At 68.4% G+C, this 17,484-nt stretch carries 11 protein-coding genes; 5 read left to right on the plus strand and 6 right to left on the minus strand.

What is annotated here, in order from left to right:
* Positions 1–13: 13 nt before the first annotated feature.
* On the minus strand, positions 14–1,363 hold the full coding sequence (locus MEBOL_RS28300) for an HAD family hydrolase (protein ID WP_095980365.1): 1,350 nt from the start codon (positions 1,361–1,363) through the stop codon (positions 14–16).
* A gap of 23 nt (positions 1,364–1,386) precedes the next feature.
* Entirely contained in the window at positions 1,387–2,682 is a 1,296-nt protein-coding gene (locus tag MEBOL_RS28305; protein WP_095980366.1) for a phospholipase C/P1 nuclease family protein, read from the minus strand.
* A 207-nt stretch (positions 2,683–2,889) separates the two neighbouring features.
* Here MEBOL_RS28305 and MEBOL_RS28310 point away from each other — a divergent pair, with 207 nt between their 5' ends.
* Positions 2,890–5,022, plus strand: a complete 2,133-nt coding sequence (locus tag MEBOL_RS28310) for a catalase (protein ID WP_425437558.1) — start codon at positions 2,890–2,892, stop codon at positions 5,020–5,022.
* A 37-nt stretch (positions 5,023–5,059) separates the two neighbouring features.
* On the opposite strand, the gene MEBOL_RS28315 is transcribed toward MEBOL_RS28310, so the two are convergent.
* The 3 genes from MEBOL_RS28315 to MEBOL_RS28325 all read right to left on the minus strand — a co-directional run bounded on the left by MEBOL_RS28315 (position 5,060) and on the right by MEBOL_RS28325 (position 9,349).
* Positions 5,060–5,422, minus strand: a complete 363-nt coding sequence (locus MEBOL_RS28315; protein WP_095980367.1) for a GFA family protein — start codon at positions 5,420–5,422, stop codon at positions 5,060–5,062.
* A 73-nt stretch (positions 5,423–5,495) separates the two neighbouring features.
* The gene (locus MEBOL_RS28320) at positions 5,496–6,584 is read right to left on the minus strand and encodes a metallophosphoesterase (RefSeq protein ID WP_095980368.1); all 1,089 of its coding nucleotides are present in this window, start codon (positions 6,582–6,584) and stop codon (positions 5,496–5,498) included.
* Between the two features lie 17 nt (positions 6,585–6,601).
* The gene (locus tag MEBOL_RS28325) at positions 6,602–9,349 is read right to left on the minus strand and encodes an ATP-binding protein (RefSeq protein ID WP_095980369.1); all 2,748 of its coding nucleotides are present in this window, start codon (positions 9,347–9,349) and stop codon (positions 6,602–6,604) included.
* A 275-nt stretch (positions 9,350–9,624) separates the two neighbouring features.
* Here MEBOL_RS28325 and MEBOL_RS28330 point away from each other — a divergent pair, with 275 nt between their 5' ends.
* The 3 genes from MEBOL_RS28330 (at position 9,625) to MEBOL_RS28340 (ending at position 13,089) form a co-directional block, all read left to right on the plus strand.
* Positions 9,625–10,983 carry a glycoside hydrolase family 16 protein gene (locus MEBOL_RS28330; protein ID WP_095980370.1) on the plus strand — a complete coding sequence of 453 codons (1,359 nt, stop codon included), beginning with the start codon at positions 9,625–9,627 and terminating at the stop codon, positions 10,981–10,983.
* A 250-nt stretch (positions 10,984–11,233) separates the two neighbouring features.
* The gene (locus MEBOL_RS28335) at positions 11,234–12,439 is read left to right on the plus strand and encodes an AAA family ATPase (RefSeq protein ID WP_245918923.1); all 1,206 of its coding nucleotides are present in this window, start codon (positions 11,234–11,236) and stop codon (positions 12,437–12,439) included.
* On the plus strand, positions 12,436–13,089 hold the full coding sequence (locus MEBOL_RS28340; protein ID WP_095980372.1) for an HNH endonuclease family protein: 654 nt from the start codon (positions 12,436–12,438) through the stop codon (positions 13,087–13,089). Before MEBOL_RS28335 ends, MEBOL_RS28340 begins: the two co-directional genes overlap by 4 nt.
* Positions 13,090–13,197: 108 nt before the next feature.
* Here the strand turns inward: MEBOL_RS28340 and MEBOL_RS28345 are convergent, their stop codons facing one another.
* Positions 13,198–14,952, minus strand: a complete 1,755-nt coding sequence (locus MEBOL_RS28345) for a M1 family metallopeptidase (protein WP_095983058.1) — start codon at positions 14,950–14,952, stop codon at positions 13,198–13,200.
* A 113-nt stretch (positions 14,953–15,065) separates the two neighbouring features.
* Here MEBOL_RS28345 and MEBOL_RS28350 point away from each other — a divergent pair, with 113 nt between their 5' ends.
* Positions 15,066–17,456, plus strand: coding sequence for a 3-hydroxyacyl-CoA dehydrogenase/enoyl-CoA hydratase family protein (locus MEBOL_RS28350; protein ID WP_095980373.1), 2,391 nt, complete (start codon positions 15,066–15,068; stop codon positions 17,454–17,456).
* Positions 17,457–17,484: the final 28 nt, after the last annotated feature.

A 17,484-nucleotide genomic window follows, 5' to 3' on the forward strand; every position in this document is an offset into this window, starting at 1 on the left:
GGGGCGAGCGCCCTCAGGGCAGCGCGAAGACGCGGTCCTCGAAGTCCTGGGTGAAGGGGTTGCCGGCCTCGTCGGTGATGGGCTGGCCCACCGCGTCCAGGGCGCTGGTGCAGGGGTAGGGGCTGGTCTGCTGGGCCCTGGGCTCGACGAACATGGGCTGCACGAGCCAGCGGCCCTGGGCGTTCGCGTACGCGTTGCACATGAGCTGCACGCGGTTGCGGTTGATGGCCAGCTTGAGCCGCGTGGCGTCCTGCAGGAAGGACAGGTCCGTATCCGAGTCTCCCGCGGCGAACACCTGCCGCTGGCTCTCCTCCCCGGCGCGCGCCAGTTGCCGCTCGGGGGGCAGGTGGAAGATGGCCTTGTTGATCCAGCAGCGCTTGCCCTGGTCATAGGTGATGAGCGTGTCGGCGCCATCGGCCACGGTGCCACAGCCTCGCAGCCGCGCCGTGAGGCGCCCATTCGCGTCCGCGACGGTGCGGATGCCCACCACGCGCTGGGGTTTGACGCCCACGAGCTCCTCGGAGATGGCGTCCACCACGAACTGGGGCGAGGCGGTGAGGATCCACACGTCGAAGCCGTTGACCTGCATCGTCTCGATGAGGTCCACCATCTCGTCGTACACCCGCACGTGGAAGGCGAGCCCCGAGGTGGTGCCCACGGTCTGGGTGGTTCCCAGGGGGTTGAAGGCATTCTCCGCGTAGGCGGCCTGGGCGAAGCCGCGCAGCTCCTCCGGCGTGTACCCGGCCTGGAGCTGCGCGGCCCAGGCATAGGCGGTGTTGATCGTCTGGGTGAGGGGCTTGTCCCAGGCGTCCTCGCCTCCGCGCGTCAGGTTGCGGCTGTAGATGCTGACGATCTCGTCCGCGCAGGCCGGCTGGGTGCTCGTGGGCAGGGGCGCGCCCGGCTCGGCGATGCCGGTGCAGGCGGTGTTCAGGGCCGTGCGCGCCTCGGCCGTGAGGTGGGTGCTGGTCTGGCCCCAGTCCCCGTCCGCGGGCTGGCGCACCTTGTCGTGCCGGAGCATCCAGAACAGGGTCGCGTCACCCATGTCGTTCTTCACCACGGTGTTGTCCCAGTCGAACACGGCCACGGGCCGGTTCCTCGGATCGAAGGTCGCGCTGGCGACGCCTTGCGTGGTCAACAGCTCGTTGAGCCGGGCGCGATTCTCCGGCAGCCAGCGCCCCACCTTGTCATCCAGCAGCCGCACCGGCCCCGGGGACTTGCCATCTTGACCCGAGGGCCCGCTCGGACCGGTGGGACCCTGGGGGCCCGTGCCTCCCCCGCAGGCGAGCGCTCCACCCAGGAGGCCCGCGGCCAGCGCGAGCGGGGAAAGAAGACGGAGGGAGGAACGTCGGGAGGAAGGGCTCATGCGGGTGTCTCCAGGGGGAGGGCCTAGTTATCGCCCCAGGTGAAGCCCGTGCCCACCGTGAAGGTGACGCCCTGGGCCCAGGGCGCGGCGGAGGGCGCGAAGGCCCGGTATTGGGCTTCCATGCTGAGCGACAGCCGCTGCCCCCACTGGGTGTGGAGCCGCAACCCCACGGGAAGCTCCGGGTGCAGCGCGCCGCCAACCGAGGACAGGCCCGCGCCCGCCGTGGCGCGCAGATCCAGGCCCTTCGCGTAGCCCAGCCGGGCCGTCAACAAGGGGGGCGAGCGCAGCGCCAGGGTCCACGAGCCGCCCACGCCCGCGGCGAGCGGACCGCCCAGGGTCCGGGCATAGCTGGCGGACAGGCCGAACGTCCACGGCAGGGGGATCAGGGCTCTGGCTCCCGCCACGGGGGACAGGCCCTGGAACGAGGTGACGGCGCCTCCCATCAGCTCCAGCGCGAGCGCGGGAGGGGGGATCCAGCGAGGCCGCGCCAGTTGGGCTCGCGCCTGATCCAGGGCGGTGACCCGCCGCGTCGCCCAGATGAGGAACGCGCGCGAGTAGTCCACGGCGGCCCGGGCCCGCGCCGTCACGAATGCCTCGTACGCGGCGGGGTCCACCGCCCAGGTGCGCCCCCGCCAGGTCACCTGGGGCGTGTCGAAGGCGTTGCCCACCGTGCCGTACGCTCCGAATTCGCCGGGGCCCTCCTGGGTGGGCTCGGCCCAGAACGCGCTCCAGGGGATGGTGCCGCCCTCCACGGCCAGCACGTCCGAGCGCACCACCACCAGGGTCTCCAGGGCGAGTGACACCTGCGCCTCCTCGCCGGACATCGGTTCCAGGACGCGCGCCGAGGGCTGGGCCAGGGCCTTCTGTCCGATGGGGTGCTGCTCGAAGCGGTCCGACAGGGTGTGCATCACCGGCACCACGTGCATGGGCACGGCCATGTCCTGGATGTGGTGCACGAGGTGGCCCACCCGGTCATACGCCCGCTCCAGGTCGCCGTGGCTCGCGGCCTCCTCGACCTCCTGCCACAGCGCCTGGATGCGCGCCGAGGAGTCCTTGCGAAAGGTCGTGTCGAGCGACGTCCCCGGGCGGAAGAAGTGGGTCCACCCGGTCCACTTCACGTGCAGGTTCAGGTCCTCCTTGCGGGTGCCCGACACCATCGCCTCGCGGTACTCCGCGAGCGGGGAGGTGCCTTCCGCGGCGAGCGCTTCGTCGACGGCGGCCCGGGTCAGGGACTCGTGGTTCGTCACGGAGAAGGCCCTCGCCGCCAGGGGCAGACAGAGCGTGGCGAGGAGCAGCAGGCGGGCGGGGAGCAAGGGCATGCGAGGCGCGATTCTAGCGGGTGTCACGGTGGGTTATTCCCGCCATCCGGGTGCGCGGGTTGCCCGCCTGGCGACCGTCATGCCTTCCAGACGACAGCTCCGGGGGGAGTCCGTCCTCCAATGGGCAGAGTCACGGCGAGCGAGGGGTGAAGCGCTCCCCACGCCAGGCCCCAGTGCCTATTCCCGAGGACCCCAGGAGGAAGCGCTTTGGCCAAGAAGACCCCGGAAACAGTGAGCATCAATGAGCGCAGCAAGGACGCGGCGCTGGAGAAGGACCGCTCGGATCCCACGGGACAGCGGCTGACAACGGATCTGGGCGTTCCCGTCGAGGACACGGACAATTCCCTGCGTGTGGGCGCTCGGGGTCCCACGCTGCTCGAGGACTTCCACCTCCGCGAGAAGATCATGCGCTTCGACCACGAGCGCATCCCGGAGCGCGTGGTGCACGCGCGAGGCTCGGCCGCGCACGGCTACTTCCAGGTCTACGAGTCCCTGGCCGAGTACACCAAGGCCAAGGTCTTCCAGGATCCATCCAAGAAGACGCCCGTCTTCGTGCGCTTCTCCACCGTGGCGGGCTCACGCGGTTCGGCGGACACGGCGCGCGACGTGCGCGGCTTCGCGGTGAAGTTCTATACGGAGGAGGGGAACTGGGACTTGGTGGGCAACAACATCCCCGTCTTCTTCATCCAGGACGGCATCAAGTTCCCGGACGTCGTCCACGCGGCCAAGCCCGAGCCGCACCACGAAATCCCCCAGGCCGCCACCGCCCATAACTCCTTCTGGGACTTCGTGTCGCTCGTGCCGGAGACGGCGCACATGATCATGTGGATCATGTCCGACCGGGCGATTCCCCGCAGCTTCCGCATGATGGAGGGCTTTGGCGTCCACACCTTCCGCCTGGTCAACGCCCAGGGCGTGTCGCGCTTCGTGAAGTTCCACTGGAAGCCGGTGCTCGGCGTGCATTCCCTCGTGTGGGACGAGAGCCAGAAGCTCGGGGGCAAGGACCCCGACTTCCACCGCCGCGACCTCTGGGAATCCATCGAGAAGGGCCACTTCCCCGAGTGGGAACTCGGCCTGCAGATCATCGAGGAGGCGGACGCGGACAAGCTGGGCATCGAGCTGCTGGACGCGACGAAGATCATCCCCGAGGAGCTCGTCCCCGTGCGCCGCGTGGGCAAGCTGGTGCTCAACCGCAATCCGACGAACTTCTTCGCGGAGACGGAGCAGGTGGCGTTCTGCACCGCGAACGTCGTGCCGGGCATCGACTTCACGGACGATCCGCTCCTGCAGGCGCGCAATTTCTCGTACCTGGACACCCAGCTCACGCGTCTGGGCGGACCGAACTTCAATCAGCTGCCCATCAATCGCCCGCTCGCGCCGGTCCACAACTTCCAGCAGGACGGCTTCCAGCGGCACACCATCGACGTGGGGCGGGCCAACTACTTCCCCAACTCGCTGGGGGGCGGCTGCCCGTTCCTCGCCTCCGCGGAGCAGGGCGCCTACCGGCACTTCCCGGAGAAGGTGACCGGCGAGAAGATCCGCAAGCGCGCGGAGAGCTTCCAGGATCACTTCAGCCAAGCGGGTCTGTTCTTCCGCAGCATGTCCAAGCCCGAGCGCGAGCACATCATCCTGGCCCTCCAGTTCGAGCTGGGAAAGGTCGAGCGGGAGGAAGTGCGCAAGCGCGTCGTCGATCAGATCCTCGTGAACATCGACTCGGAGCTCGCCACGGAGGTGGCCGAGGGCCTGGGGCTGCCCGTGCCCGTGATGACCGCGGTGAAGGGGAAGATCGAGAAGGTGGCCGAGAGCCTGGGCGTGCCCAGGCTCGACAAGTCGCCCGCGCTGAGCATGGAGAACCAGAAGAAGGACTCCATCAAGACGCGACGCATCGGCGTGCTGATCGGGGACGGCTTCGACGCCGCGGACCTCCAGGCCACGAAGGCGGCCATCGAGAAGGCGGGCGGCGAGCTGGTGCTCATCTCCAGGCGCTTGGGGACGGTGAAGGGCTCGGACGGGCAGTCGGTCAAGGTCGACAAGAGCGCGGTCACCACGGGCTCGTTCGAGTACGACGCCGTCTTCGTGCCCGGTGGCGCCCCGAGCGTGGCGGTGCTGAAGAAGGACGGGGACTCCCTGCACTTCATCCAGGAGGCCTACCGTCACTGCAAGGCCATCGGGGTGACGAAGGAGGCCGCCGAGCTGTTGCAGGCGGGAGGCCTGTCCGCCTCGTCGCCGGGCGTCGTCGTGGGCGCGGCGGGTGGCCAGGACTTCCCCGAGAAGTTCATCGAGGCCATCGCGCAGCACCGGCACTGGAGCCGCCACGACAAGGATCTCATTCCAGCCTGAGCCGGGGCGCTCAGACCGGAATCCAGGGGGCGTGGACCTAGAAGCTGCGCCCGTCGACGGGCCTGGGCTGGAGGGCGGCGAGGTCCACGCCCTCCAGGCAGCGCACGTTGATGGCGAACATCGTCTTGCCATCCGGCGTCTTGCCCGTGCCGAACGCCTCCACGCCGCAGTCCGGGCAGAAGAGGTGGTCGATGACCTTCTTGTTGAACTGATACTTCTTCAGTTCATCCTGCTGGCCCTTCTTGAGGGCGAACTGCTCCGGCGTCGCGAAGGTGAGGAGCAGTCCGCGCTTGGTGCAGATGGAACAGTTACAGGAGATGGCGGTGCCCAGGTCCGTGTCGACCTCGAACGTGAACCTGCCGCAGTGACATCCGCCCGTGTACTTCTTCGTCTCCGCCATGTGGTGTTCTCCCGAGGCCGCGTGACGCGGCTCCCTCCAGGTGTCGGCGCTCACCTTGGCACAGGTTCCGCGTTCACGCCCGGCGCAGCGTGAGGACCGCCAATTCCGCCGGAGCACCCCACCGCACCGGCGGTCCCGTCGTCCCCGCGCCGAGGTTCACGTACAGCCACGAGCGATCCCGGCGGTACATGCCCGCGGTCCATCGGGTCAGGACCCGCGCGAGGGACAGCCGGCGCACGCCGGGAATCGCGAGCTGTCCACCGTGCGTATGCCCCGAGAGCGTCAATTCGACCCCGCGTGCGTGCGCCATGGGGAAGAGATCGGGATCATGCGCGAGCAACACCGTGGGGACGCCCTCGGGCCGGTCCGCCAGGGCCCGCGTGAGATCATGGCGCGAGGTCCAGGTGTCATCCACGCCCGCGACGTACAGCCGCGCGCCGTCCCGCTCCACCACCACGCCCCGGTTGCGCAGGACCTGGAGTCCCCACCGCTCCAACTCCCGCACGAGGTGCTCGCCATCCGTGAAGTAGTCGTGGTTGCCCATGCAGGCGAAGACGCCATCCTTCGCGCGCAGCCCCCCCAGGGCTCGCGCCACCGCCTCCACGTGGGTGGACCCATGGGTGATCAAATCCCCGGTGACGGTCACCAGATCCAATTCGAGCGCGTTGAGGCGCGCGACCCAGGAGGAGACCCGGCGCTCGGAGATATTCGGCCCGCAGTGCACGTCGGAGATCTGCCCGATGCGGTATCCATCCAGGGCCGGAGGGAGTCCGTCCACGCGGACCTCCAGCTGGCGGAGCCTCGGTCGGCCGAGGACCGACCTCACGCCCGTGGCCACCGCGAACGCCCCCGCGAAGGTCCACACCCCGGTCGCGGGCACTCCCGCGTGGATGGCGAGTTCCGAGGGAATCAGGAGCAGGTCGAACATCAGACACGCGATCCACCAACCCAGGGCCAGGTAGGACACGAAGCGGGGCCGGGTGGTGTGCCACGGGTTCTTGAGCTGGACGAGGTAGGGCACCGATACCAGCACCGCGGCCAGCAAGGGCAGGGGCGAGTGGGTGGCCTCCCGGAGCCAGGCCACCGTGGGCCACTGGATGACGGTGGCGACGAGGGCCGCGAGCAGGGGGAAGTAGCCCTGGATCAGGGTTCGGCTGGACATGACGTCACGTGTCTAGCTCAGGCGTTGGCGTGGCGTGAGCCCTCCATTCGGTGGAAGGGGAGGCTGAAGCAGAACGTGGTGCCCTGACCGGGAGTGCTCTCCAGCCAGATGCGGCCCCCATGTGCCTCGATGATGCGCGAGCTCAGGTGCAACCCGAGCCCCACCATGCCCACATAGCCCGGGGCTCCCGAGGGGAGGGGTTCATACAGGGGCTCGAAGACGTGGGGCTGGCGCTCGGGAGGGATGCCGGGACCCTGGTCGTGGACCGACACCACGGCTTCACTCTCCGCGCACTCCAGCCGCACCTCGATGGGGCGGGCGGGCGGCGAGTAGCGGATGGCGTTCTCCAGCAGGTGGATCATCACCTCGCTCATGCGTTGCCGGTCGGCGTCCACGGGGGGCACCTCGTCGGCCACCAGGTGGATGGGATGTTCCGTGCTGCGCGCCAGGCTGGTGACGCGCTCGGACACGAGCGCCCGCAGGTCGACCTGGCCCCGCTCCAGCTTCGCGATGCCCGGGGCGAGCCGGGTGGCCGTGAACAGGTGCTCCACCAGCCGCCCCAGGCGCCGCGCCCCCCGGGCGATGGCGGCCAGCCCCTTGCGCTGGCGCTCGGAGCCCTCTTCCTTCCAGGTGAGGATGTCCGCCCACGTCTGCAGGGTGGTCACCGGCGTCTTGAGCTCGTGGGCCGCCGCCGACATGAATTCCTCGCGCAGCCGCAGGGCCTCGCGCACTTCCTGGAACAGCCTCGCCTTCTCGAGCGCCACCGCGACGAGTTGTCCCACGGTCATGTGGAACTCCAGGTCGCGCGTCGAGAACACACGCGGTGTCCGGCTCAGGCTCGTGAGGACGCCCACCATCCGTCCGCGCGAGTGCAGGGGAATGGCCACCATCGCGTGGAAGCCCTCGCGTGCCGCGAGCACATGGCCGGGGGAGGCATCCTTCTCGGACTGGAGATCCTCGATGACCTGCGGGGTTTCTTCCCGGGCGGCGCGCGCGGCGAGCGCCGACGCCGAGAGTGGGATTCCACCGAGGCCTTCCCGGATCGCCTTGGTGAAACCGTGAGAGGCCTTCAGGTGGAGGCCCACCGCCTCGGCATCCATCATCCACAGCCCCACGGCGTCCGAGCCCAGTGCATGGATGCACTGCTCGCTCGCCACCTGGGTGATGCGCTCGAGTTCCACCTCCCGGACCAGCGCTTGTCCCAGGCGGGCGAAGGCGCGCTCCCGCTCCAGCATCCGCACCCGTTCCCCTTCCGTGCGCTTGCGCTCGGTGATGTCGTGGACGACGGTCTCTCCGAGGATGATGCGGCCGCTGGCGTTCTTCACGGGGGCGCCGTTGACGCTGACCAGACGCTCCTCGCCCGAGGGATCCCTCAGGCGCATCTCCACGTCGGTGAAGGTCTCCCCCTTGAGGGCGCGCAGCAGCGGCAGTTCCGCCATGGACATGGGCCGGCCATCGGCATGGCGCAGGGCGTAGCGCTGGATGAATTCGTTCAACGTCAGGCCCAGTTGCGTGCGCTCCGTGAGCCCGAGCAGCCGCAGCCCCGCGGGGTTGGCATCGCTCAGCCGTTCATCGGGACTGGCCAGGAAGATGGCATCCGGCACGCTGGCGATGATGGCGCCGAGCTGACGGGCATGGCGCTCGGCCTCGGCGCGTAGCGCGTCCACCTCCCGCTGCCGCTGGGCGATGTGCGCTGCCATCTGATCCAGGGCCTCGCCCAACTCCTCCATCTCGTCTCCGGTGCGGATGCGCGCCCGCTGCCCCATGTCGCCCCGGCCCAGGGCCTGGGCGAGTGCCTGGAGCTGACGCACGGGGCGTGCCTGGATGCGCGCCAGCGCCGCGGCCATGAGCCCGCTGAACAGCAGGATGCCGCCAAAGGCGGCCAGCTTCGTGTACAGCCGGGCGGAGAGCGGCGCGAGGGCGAGTTCCCGCGAGGCCACCACGCCCACCGCCCAGTGGTAGCGCGGGGTGGGGACGAAGGCGCCGAGGAAGACATCTTGATCCAGGGGGCTGGTGGCCCGGTCCACCTGGGAGGGCAGTCCTCCGAGCGCCGCCCTCAGCGGGGGGAAGGCCGCGAAGGCATCCCCGCGCGTGAAGGGCAGGGAGGGAAAGCCCGTGTGGAAGGCGAGCCGTCCCCGGGGGTCCACGAGGAGGATTTCCTGCCGGGTATGCATCCGGGCGGGCAGCGAGCGCTGGGCCAGGAGTTCGGTGCCCATCACCACGTTGACCACCCCGATGGGCTGCTCCAGGGCGTCCCGGATGGGCACGGAGATGAGCAACGCCGTGCGCAGGGGCCGCCGCAGCTCGATGACCTCGGAGACGACCGGCGCGTTGGTGGCCATGGCCCGCTGGAAGTAGGGCCGGTCGCCAATCCGCAGCCGGGGCTCGGCGGGCGCGTCCGGATCTCCCCACCCCCGGTTGAGGCCGTGCGCGTCGTAGACGCCAATCGAGTTGAAGCGCGAGGGGTGTCCGGTGAGCCGCCGCAGGTGCGTGTCCAGGTGGAGCGGGTCCAGCGTCCGCACGAGTGGATCATTGGCCACGGCCCAGCCGAGATCGATCGCCGCGTCGAAGGACTCGGAGACCTGCACGGCGACGGCGTGGGCCGTCAGGCTCTGGGCCTCGAGGAACGCCTCCTGGGTGGAGCGCGCGTCCGAGACGATGTCCGCGCCGAGCAACACCAGGACGGGCAGCAGTACCGCGGCGAAGGCGAGCAACAGCTTGCGCTGAAAAGGGAGGCGGATAGGAGCGCCCGGGACGGTTCGCACACCCTCTCAACCCCGCTGTGTTCCGCCCCTCGTCCCAGGCGCTTTTCGTGTGACCCCAGGGCGGACGGGCTGTCGAGCGCGAGCCCAAGTGACCGCAGAGACCGGACGGGGGGCGAACGGGTCAAAAAATCATTTTGCGAGGGGATATAAGACCTTTTGTTTACTTGAGAACATTCCCGTTTTCCTCTGTTTTTCTCGTATTTCTGTTAAGTCACCTTGCTCGCGCCCGGAGCGGCATCGACCCGATCGGTCCCGGGACACCACGAGGGAGTCACATGAACGCGAAGCTTGGGAAGACGACGGGAATGAACTGGCTGGTGAAGTGGGGCTTGGGGGGCGTGCTGCTGGTGGCTTCCGCGTGTGGGCAGTCGCCCGAGACCTCCACGCCGGCGGCGGTGGAGACGGCCGAGGTGCAGCAGCGGGCCACGGTGGCGCCGATTGGCAAGACCATCTGGCTGCGCGCCGGGACGAACGGGAAGATCGTGTCGGCGGACCGCAACATCAACGCCAACGCGCCGCTGGTCGCCAACCGGGACGCCGCCGCGGGCTGGGAGAAGTTCGTGGTGGGCAGCGCGGGCGGGGACTACATCACGCTGCGCGTGCAGGAGACGGGCGCGTACCTGTCGGCGGACCCGAACAACGCGGGCGAGGTCACCGGCTTCCGCACCGCGGTGGGCGAGTGGGAGCAGTTCCTCTGGGTGGACTTCGGCAACGGCTCCATCGGCCTCAAGGCCAAGAGCACCGGCAAGTTCGTGGTGACCGACACCAACCGGGGCGCCCACGCGCCGCTGTTCGCCGACCGCGCCACCGCGGGCCAGTGGGAGTCCTTCACCTGGGCCGCCGATGGCGGCGGCACCACGCCTCCTCCCTCGGGCGGTGGCTGGGTGCAGGTCTGGGGCGACGAGTTCGACGGCACCAGCGTCAACACGTCCAACTGGACGCCCAACACCACGGTGCACGTGAACAACGAGCAGCAGCAGTACACGAACTCGTCCGAGAACATCCAGGTGAGCAACGGCACGCTCAAGCTCATCGCGCGCTACAAGCCCACCAATGGCTATCCCTTCACCTCGGGCCGTCTGGAGAGCGCGGGCAAGCGCGAGTTCGGCCACGGCGCCGTCGAGGCGCGCATCAAGATGCCGGTGGGCCCGGGCCTGTGGCCGGCGTTCTGGATGCTCGGCAATGACATCAACTCGGTGGGCTGGCCGCAGTGCGGCGAGCTCGACATCCTGGAGAACGTGGGCTACGCGGACTGGACCTCGGGCGCGCTGCATGGCCCGGGCTATTCGGGCAACACGCCCATCAACGCCCAGTTCCGCGCCCAGTTCGTCAACAACCCCGTCAGCAACTGGCACACCTACCGCACCGAGTACTCCAGCGCGGACATCAAGTGGTTCATCGACGGCCAGCTCGTGAAGACGGTGCTCAAGTCCGAGGTGACCCGCTACGGCGCCTACGTGTACGACCACCCGTTCTTCATCATCCTCAACCTGGCGGTCGGTGGCGGCTACCCGCAGGGCGTCAACGGCGCCACCTGGCCGTACCCCGGCGTGCCGCAGTCCACCGCGGACCTCATCACCCGCACGCCGCAGGTGATGGAGATCGACTACGTGCGCGCCTTCCAGTGGCGCTAGGCCGCCGCTGAGCGGGTGAAGTCCTCGGGCGGGCCTCCTTCACGGGGGCCCGCCCCTTTTGTTTTCCGGAGGCTCACCTGGTGCTTGCGCATCCACAAGGGCTACGACCACGGCTGTCGGTGCCGACCCTCCTGCTGTTTTTGGCTCTGGCCAGACCGAATTGGCATAGCTTCCTCCAGAGCCCTTGCCCGGAGAGGCAAAGTCGATGCTTGAGTCGCTGCACCTGAAGAACGTTGGACCCACGCCTGAGATGGAGCTGCGGCTTGCGCAACGGCTCAACCTCATCACTGGCGACAACGGGCTGGGCAAGAGCTTCCTGCTGGACATCGCTTGGTGGGCCCTGACCAGGACCTGGGCTCGCTATCTGGTCCTTCCCGTGCCCTCGCAGGGCAAGCCCAGGATCGCGTACAGCTACACGAAGTCCACGCCTCGTAGCTACTCGTACGAGAGTACGTATGACCGCAAGTCCGAGCGCTGGTCCGTCAACAATGGCCGGCCCGCGATTCCGGGGCTCGTGCTTTACGCGCAGGTCGACGGAGGCTTCTCCGTGTGGGATCCGGCACGCAACTACTGGAGGACCGATGCGCCGGACCGTCCCAGCTCCTATCTCTTCGCGCCTCACGAAGTGTGGGAGGGGAACGCGCACTGTGAAGGGCTGATTCGCGACTGGGCGTCGTGGCAGCGCGAAAACGGTGAGTCCTTCAACATGCTGACCAAGGTTCTCCAGGTGCTATCACCGCTCGGGGGAGAGCCGCTGCTCCCAGGGGAGCTGCGGAAGCTCACGGTGGAAGATCCGAAGCGCTACCCGACACTGCGGATGCCCTACGGCCAGGATGTCGCCGTGACCCACGCGTCGGCGGGCATGCGGCGCATCATCGCCCTGACCTATCTCCTGATTTGGGCTTGGCAGGAACACATCGCGGCGGCCGAGGTTCGTGGCGACGATCCGGCCCGCGAGATCATCTTCCTCATCGATGAGATCGAAGCGCACCTCCATCCTCAGTGGCAGCGCCGCATCGTACCGGCCGTGCTCAACGTGATGGACGCTCTCACTGGGAATCATGGTTCCCGCGTCCAGCTCATCACGGCGACGCACTCCCCCCTGGTGCTGGCCTCCGTGGAGCCACTCTTCGACGTCAAGAAGGACGCATGGTTCGACCTGGACCTTGAAGAGGCCCGGGTCGTCCTACGGAAGCGCGAGTTCGTGCGCCGGGGAGAGGTCTCCAACTGGCTCACCAGCGAGGCCTTCGATCTGAGGAAGGCCCGGTCGCTTGAAGCCGAGTCCGCCATCGAGACCGCGCTGGCGCTGCTTCGTCAGAAGGATCCGCGATGGCAGGACGTGGAGTCCGCGGATCAGAGACTGCACGCCGCGGGGCTTCCGGATATTGATCCGTTCTGGGTCCGGTGGGGTCAGTTTGTCGAGGAGCGCAAGCCGGCGAAGCGAGGCAAGCGGTGATACCGGTCGCGCCTGCGAAGGAGCCGCCCCACTTCGACAAGAGGGTTCGTAAGAAGGGGCTGTCCGCGATTGATGAGCTGGTCGGCCGAAAGCCGCGTCTCAAGCGCCCGGGCCGTCGCCGCAAGAAGATCGCGGCCCGCGAGGCCGACATTCCTGCCGACGCCTTCCCCCCGTTCTGGCGTGATGTCCTTCCAGACATGCTGGAAGCTTATGAGCGCCGCTGTGCCTACTTGGCGCTCTATTTCGAGCATGCAACGGGCAGCCCGACCATCGACCACGTTCTTCCGAAGTCACGCGTGTGGGATCAGGTCTATGAGTGGTCGAACTACCGGCTCTGTGCCGCGCTAATCAACACGAAGAAGAACGACCTGACCTCTTTGGTGGACCCATTTGAAGTGGCCGAGGGTTGGTTCGCCTTGGAACTCGTGGCATTCCAGGTCGTTCGCGGTCCCAAGGCTCCCCCGGGCAAGGCGAAGGAGATCGAGGAGACCCTCCGCGTGCTCAACATGCCCGAGTGCCTCAAGGCGCGTGAGGAGTACGTCACGTGTTACGAGCGGGGGAACATTAAGCTCTCCTATCTTGAGCGGCGGGCTCCGTTCGTGGCGTCCGAGCTCAGGCGTCAAGGTCGCCTGCTCAAAGAGGACAGCTGATAGGGAAGGCTCTGACGATGCGGCCCGGTGGCGGGCAGGAGCACTGGGCGAGCTGGTTGGTCAGGGGAAGCGAGGTGGCCTCGCTACCCCCATGCCATTTCCGAAGGCTCAGGCGCGCTGGAGGATGCCCTCGACGGCCGCCTGGGCGATGGGGTGGTAGCGCTCGGCGTAGCGCTGGAAGAGCTGCTTCGCGCGGGCCTTGCCCTCGGCGGACGACACCAGCGCCCCATAGAGCGGCTTGAGGTACTTCATGCGGCCCACCTCGCCCAGGAAGGTGTCGGTGCGTCCGAGCGCCGGCTCCCAGCCCGCCTTGATGGCCACCGTCAGCCAGGAGGCCAGCACCTCCGTGTTGCGGCTGTCCGTCAGGTGGAAGCGCTCGTCGAACTGGCGCAGCACCTCGCGCGAGGTGGTGTGCGGCAGCCACTCGATGAAGAGCTGCCACTCCGCGGGGGTCCAGTCCTTCACGTCCTCGGCCGAGGGCACCTGGCCCTTGAGCCGCGTCATGCGCTCGAGCCGCTCGGAGTGGGCCCCGGGCGCGCCGCCGGGAATGCCCGGCTGGTGCAGGTAGGCGTCGGCGTCCACCTTCTGGAGCGCGCCGGGCAGGTGCTTCTCCACGAAGTCGGTGAACTCCTCGGTGGTGAGCGCCTGGAAGCGGTGGGCGTCCAGGTAGGCGCGCAGGAAGGTGTCGAAGGCGCTCCGGCCCACCGCGTCCTCCAGGGCGCGCAGGAGCAGGTAGCCCTTCTCGTAGGGCACCTGGGAGAAGGCCTCGTCCGGATCCACGCCCGTCAGGTGGGTGCGCAGGGCGGTGAGCTGGGGATGGGCCTTGAAGTGCTGCACGGCGGCCTCGAGCGCGCGCCGGCCCAGGGTGGCGTGCAGCGCGGCCACGTCCGCGCCATACAGGGCCTCGATGATGCGGCGCTCGGCGAAGACGGTGAAGCCCTCGTTGAGCCAGAAGTGCTCGGCCGTGGCGTTGGTGACGAGGTTGCCCGTCCACGAGTGCGCCAGCTCGTGCGCCACCACGCTCACCAGGCTCTTGTCCCCGGCCAGCAGCGTGGGCGTGAGGAAGGTGAGGCGCGGGTTCTCCATGCCGCCGTAGGGGAACGAGGGCGGCATGGTGAGCAGATCGAAGCGCTCCCAGTCATAGGGTCCGAAGAGCGACTCGGCCGCGCGCAGCATGGCGTCCACGTCGGAGAACTCCGCGGCGGCCCGCTCCAACACCTCCGGCTCGGCCCACACGCGCGAGCGCGGCCCCAGCTCCTTCGACGCCAGGTTGCCCACGGCGAAGGCCAGCAGGTAGGGCGGAATGGGCTGGGGCATCTCGTAGCGCTCCACGGCCACGTCCCCCCGCTCGTCGCGGCCGAGGAAACCCGCGGCCATCACCCCCCGGAGCTCCCGGGGTACGGTGAGCTCCGCCTCGTAGCGGATGCGCAGGCGGGGCGTGTCCTGGAGCGGCACCACGGCGCGCGCGTGGATGGCCTGGCACTGGCTGAAGAGATAGGGCGCCTTGCCACCGGCCGTCTGCGCGGGCGTGAGCCATTGCAGGGCGCTCGCCTGGGGCGATGTCCGGTAGTGCACCGTGAGTTGTTTCACTCCCGGACGCAGCTCCACCCGCAGGCGGCTGCCGAGGATGGGCTCGGGCGGCGACAGCAGGAAGCGCAGGGGCTGGCCCTCGCCATCCACCACCGCGTCCACCTCCAGATCCCTCGTGTCGAGATCCAAGGGTCCCGCGGACGCTTCCTTCAACGTGAGCGTGGCCTGGGCGTGCAGCCGGCGCTCGGTGAAGTCCACGCGCGCCTTCCAGGTGAGGCGCTCGGTCTCGGGTTGGGTGTCATCACTGTACGAGTGCGGATCGCGTCGGGCCATGGCGCGCACCTTACCCTCCATCGGGGCACAACTGGGGCGTCACGCGCGGATTGACTTTTGAATCAACCGGCGCGATGTCTCCCGCCACCCTTTTCAATCGGGAGCCTCATTCGATGACGACGCGGATCCGCAAAGTGGCAGTGTTGGGCGCGGGCGTGATGGGCAGTGGCATCGCCGCGCACCTGGCCAACTCGGGCGTTCGTGCGCTCCTCCTGGACATCGTGCCGCCCAAGGCGGCGCCCGGTGAGGACACGGCCAGCAAGGCCTTTCGCAACAAGTTCGTGCTCGGCGCCCTGGCCAACCTGCGCAAGCAGAAGCCCAGCCCCATCACCTCCGAGGCGTCCCTGGGCGCCATCGAGATTGGCAACCTCGAGGACGACATCGCCCGCATTGGCGAGTGTGACTGGGTCGTCGAGGTGGTGAAGGAGGACCTGGCCGTCAAGCAGGCCCTGTTCGCCAAGGTGGAGCCGCACCTGCGCGCGGACGCCATCGTCAGCTCCAACACCTCGGGTCTGTCCATCCAGGGCATGCTGGAGGGCCGCGGCGCCGCGTTCCGCCAGCGCTTCCTGGTGACCCACTTTTTCAACCCCGTGCGCTACATGCGCCTGCTGGAGCTTGTGGCCGGTCCGGAGACGGCGCCCGAGGTGGTCCAGACGATCGCCCGCTTTGGCGAGGAAGTGCTCGGCAAGGGAATCGTCCACGGCAAGGACACCACCAACTTCATCGCCAACCGCATCGGCACCTACGGGATGATGCGCATCCTCCAGGACATGCAGAAGGCGGAGCTGTCCATCGAGGAGGTGGACAAGATCTTCGGCCCCGCCATGGGCCGCCCCAAGTCCGCCGTGTTCCGCACCGCGGACATCGTGGGCCTGGACACGTTCAGCCACGTGGCCAAGAACTGTTACGACACGCTCTCCCATGACGAGGAGCGCGACGTGTTCGCCGCCCCCGACTTCCTCAAGAAGATGGTGGAGAAGGGGCTCCTGGGCGACAAGAGCGGCGGTGGCTTCTACAAGAAGGACCGCGCCTCGGGCGGCAAGGACATCCTGGCGCTGGACCTGAAGACGCTCGAGTACCGGCAGCAGGCCAAGGTCCGCTACGAGTCGCTGGGCGCCGCCAAGGACGTGGAGAACGTGCGCGAGCGCGTGGCCACGGTGATGCGCGGCCAGGACAAGGCGGCGAAGTTCGCCGAGCGCGCCACGCTCGACTCGCTCGCCTACGCGAGCCGCCGCATTCCGGAGATCGCCGACGACGTGGTCAACGTGGACCGCGCCATGCGCTGGGGTTTCGGCTGGGACCTGGGACCGTTCGAGACCTGGGACGCGTTCGGCGTGAAGCAGGGCGTGGAGCGCATGAAGGAGCTGGGCCTCAAGCCCGCCGCCTGGGTGGAGGAGATGCTGGCCGCGGGCCGCGCGTCCTTCTACGGCGTGGAGGGCGGCAAGGACACGTACTGGGACATCCCCACGAAGTCCGTGAAGCTCGTGCCGGAGAACGCCCGCACCGCGCGCGTGGAGTACCTCAGGCGCGGCAACAAGAAGATCGCCGGCAACGACAGCGCCACGCTCTGGGACATGAACGACGGCGTCACGCTGCTCGAGTTCCACACGAAGATGAACTCCATCGACGACGGCATCATCGAGATGATGAACACCGCGCTCGATGAGACGGAGAAGAACTTCCGGGGCCTGGTGGTGGGCAACGACGGGGCGAACTTCTCCGCCGGCGCCAACATCCTCGCCATGCTGTGGGCGGCCAAGAGCGGCGAGTTCGACACCCTGCGCAAGATGGCGGGCGCGCTCCAGGCGGCCAACCAGCGCATGCGCTACAGCCCGGTGCCGGTGGTGACGGCGCCCTTCAACCTGGCGCTCGGTGGCGGCGCCGAGGTGTCCCTGGGCGGCAACGCCATGCAGGCCTCGGCCGAGACGTACATGGGCCTGGTCGAGGTGGGCGTGGGCCTCATCCCCGGCGGCGGCGGCACCATGATGCTCCTGCGCAACATCATGGGGAACTACTCGGCGGACAAGGACTTCGATCCCTTCCCCTTCATCAAGAAGACGTTCCTCAACATCGGCACCGCCAAGGTGGCCACGAGCGCCGAGGAGGCCCGCGAGATGGGCTTCCTCACCGCGAGCGATGGCATCAGCGCCAACCGCGACTTCCTCCTGTCGGACGCCAAGCAGCGGGTGCTGGGCATGGCCAACGCGGGCTTCCGCGCGCCGCGCCCCTCGCGCTTCCGCCTGCCCGGCCCCAGCGGCTTCGCCACCATCGACATGATGCTCTACGACATGGAGCTCAACGGTCAGGTGTCCGCGCACGACCGGAAGATCGCCCGCAAGCTCGCCCGGGTGCTCACCGGCGGAGACACCAGCCCCTCCGTGTTGCTCACCGAGGAGAAGCTGCTGGAGCTGGAGCTGGAGGCCTTCCTGAGCCTGTGCGGCGAGGAGAAGACGCAGGACCGGCTGCAGTTCATGCTCGAGAAGGGCAAGCCGCTGCGCAACTGAGGCGGCGGCGTTACGGGAAGTCCCACGT

The organism is Melittangium boletus DSM 14713, assembly GCF_002305855.1.
In the GTDB taxonomy this organism is placed as follows: domain Bacteria; phylum Myxococcota; class Myxococcia; order Myxococcales; family Myxococcaceae; genus Cystobacter; species Cystobacter boletus.

Bases quoted from the DNA above. Each gene is read 5' to 3' on its own strand.
- MEBOL_RS28300 (WP_095980365.1), bottom strand. From the start codon at position 1,363: ATGAGCCCTTCCTCCCGACGTTCCTCCCTCCGTCTTCTTTCCCCGCTC.
- MEBOL_RS28305 (WP_095980366.1), bottom strand. From the start codon at position 2,682: ATGCCCTTGCTCCCCGCCCGCCTGCTGCTCCTCGCCACGCTCTGTCTG.
- MEBOL_RS28315 (WP_095980367.1), bottom strand. From the start codon at position 5,422: ATGGCGGAGACGAAGAAGTACACGGGCGGATGTCACTGCGGCAGGTTC.
- MEBOL_RS28320 (WP_095980368.1), bottom strand. From the start codon at position 6,584: ATGTCCAGCCGAACCCTGATCCAGGGCTACTTCCCCCTGCTCGCGGCC.
- MEBOL_RS28330 (WP_095980370.1), top strand. From the start codon at position 9,625: ATGAACGCGAAGCTTGGGAAGACGACGGGAATGAACTGGCTGGTGAAG.
- MEBOL_RS28335 (WP_245918923.1), top strand. From the start codon at position 11,234: ATGGAGCTGCGGCTTGCGCAACGGCTCAACCTCATCACTGGCGACAAC.
- MEBOL_RS28345 (WP_095983058.1), bottom strand. From the start codon at position 14,952: ATGGCCCGACGCGATCCGCACTCGTACAGTGATGACACCCAACCCGAG.
- MEBOL_RS28350 (WP_095980373.1), top strand. From the start codon at position 15,066: ATGACGACGCGGATCCGCAAAGTGGCAGTGTTGGGCGCGGGCGTGATG.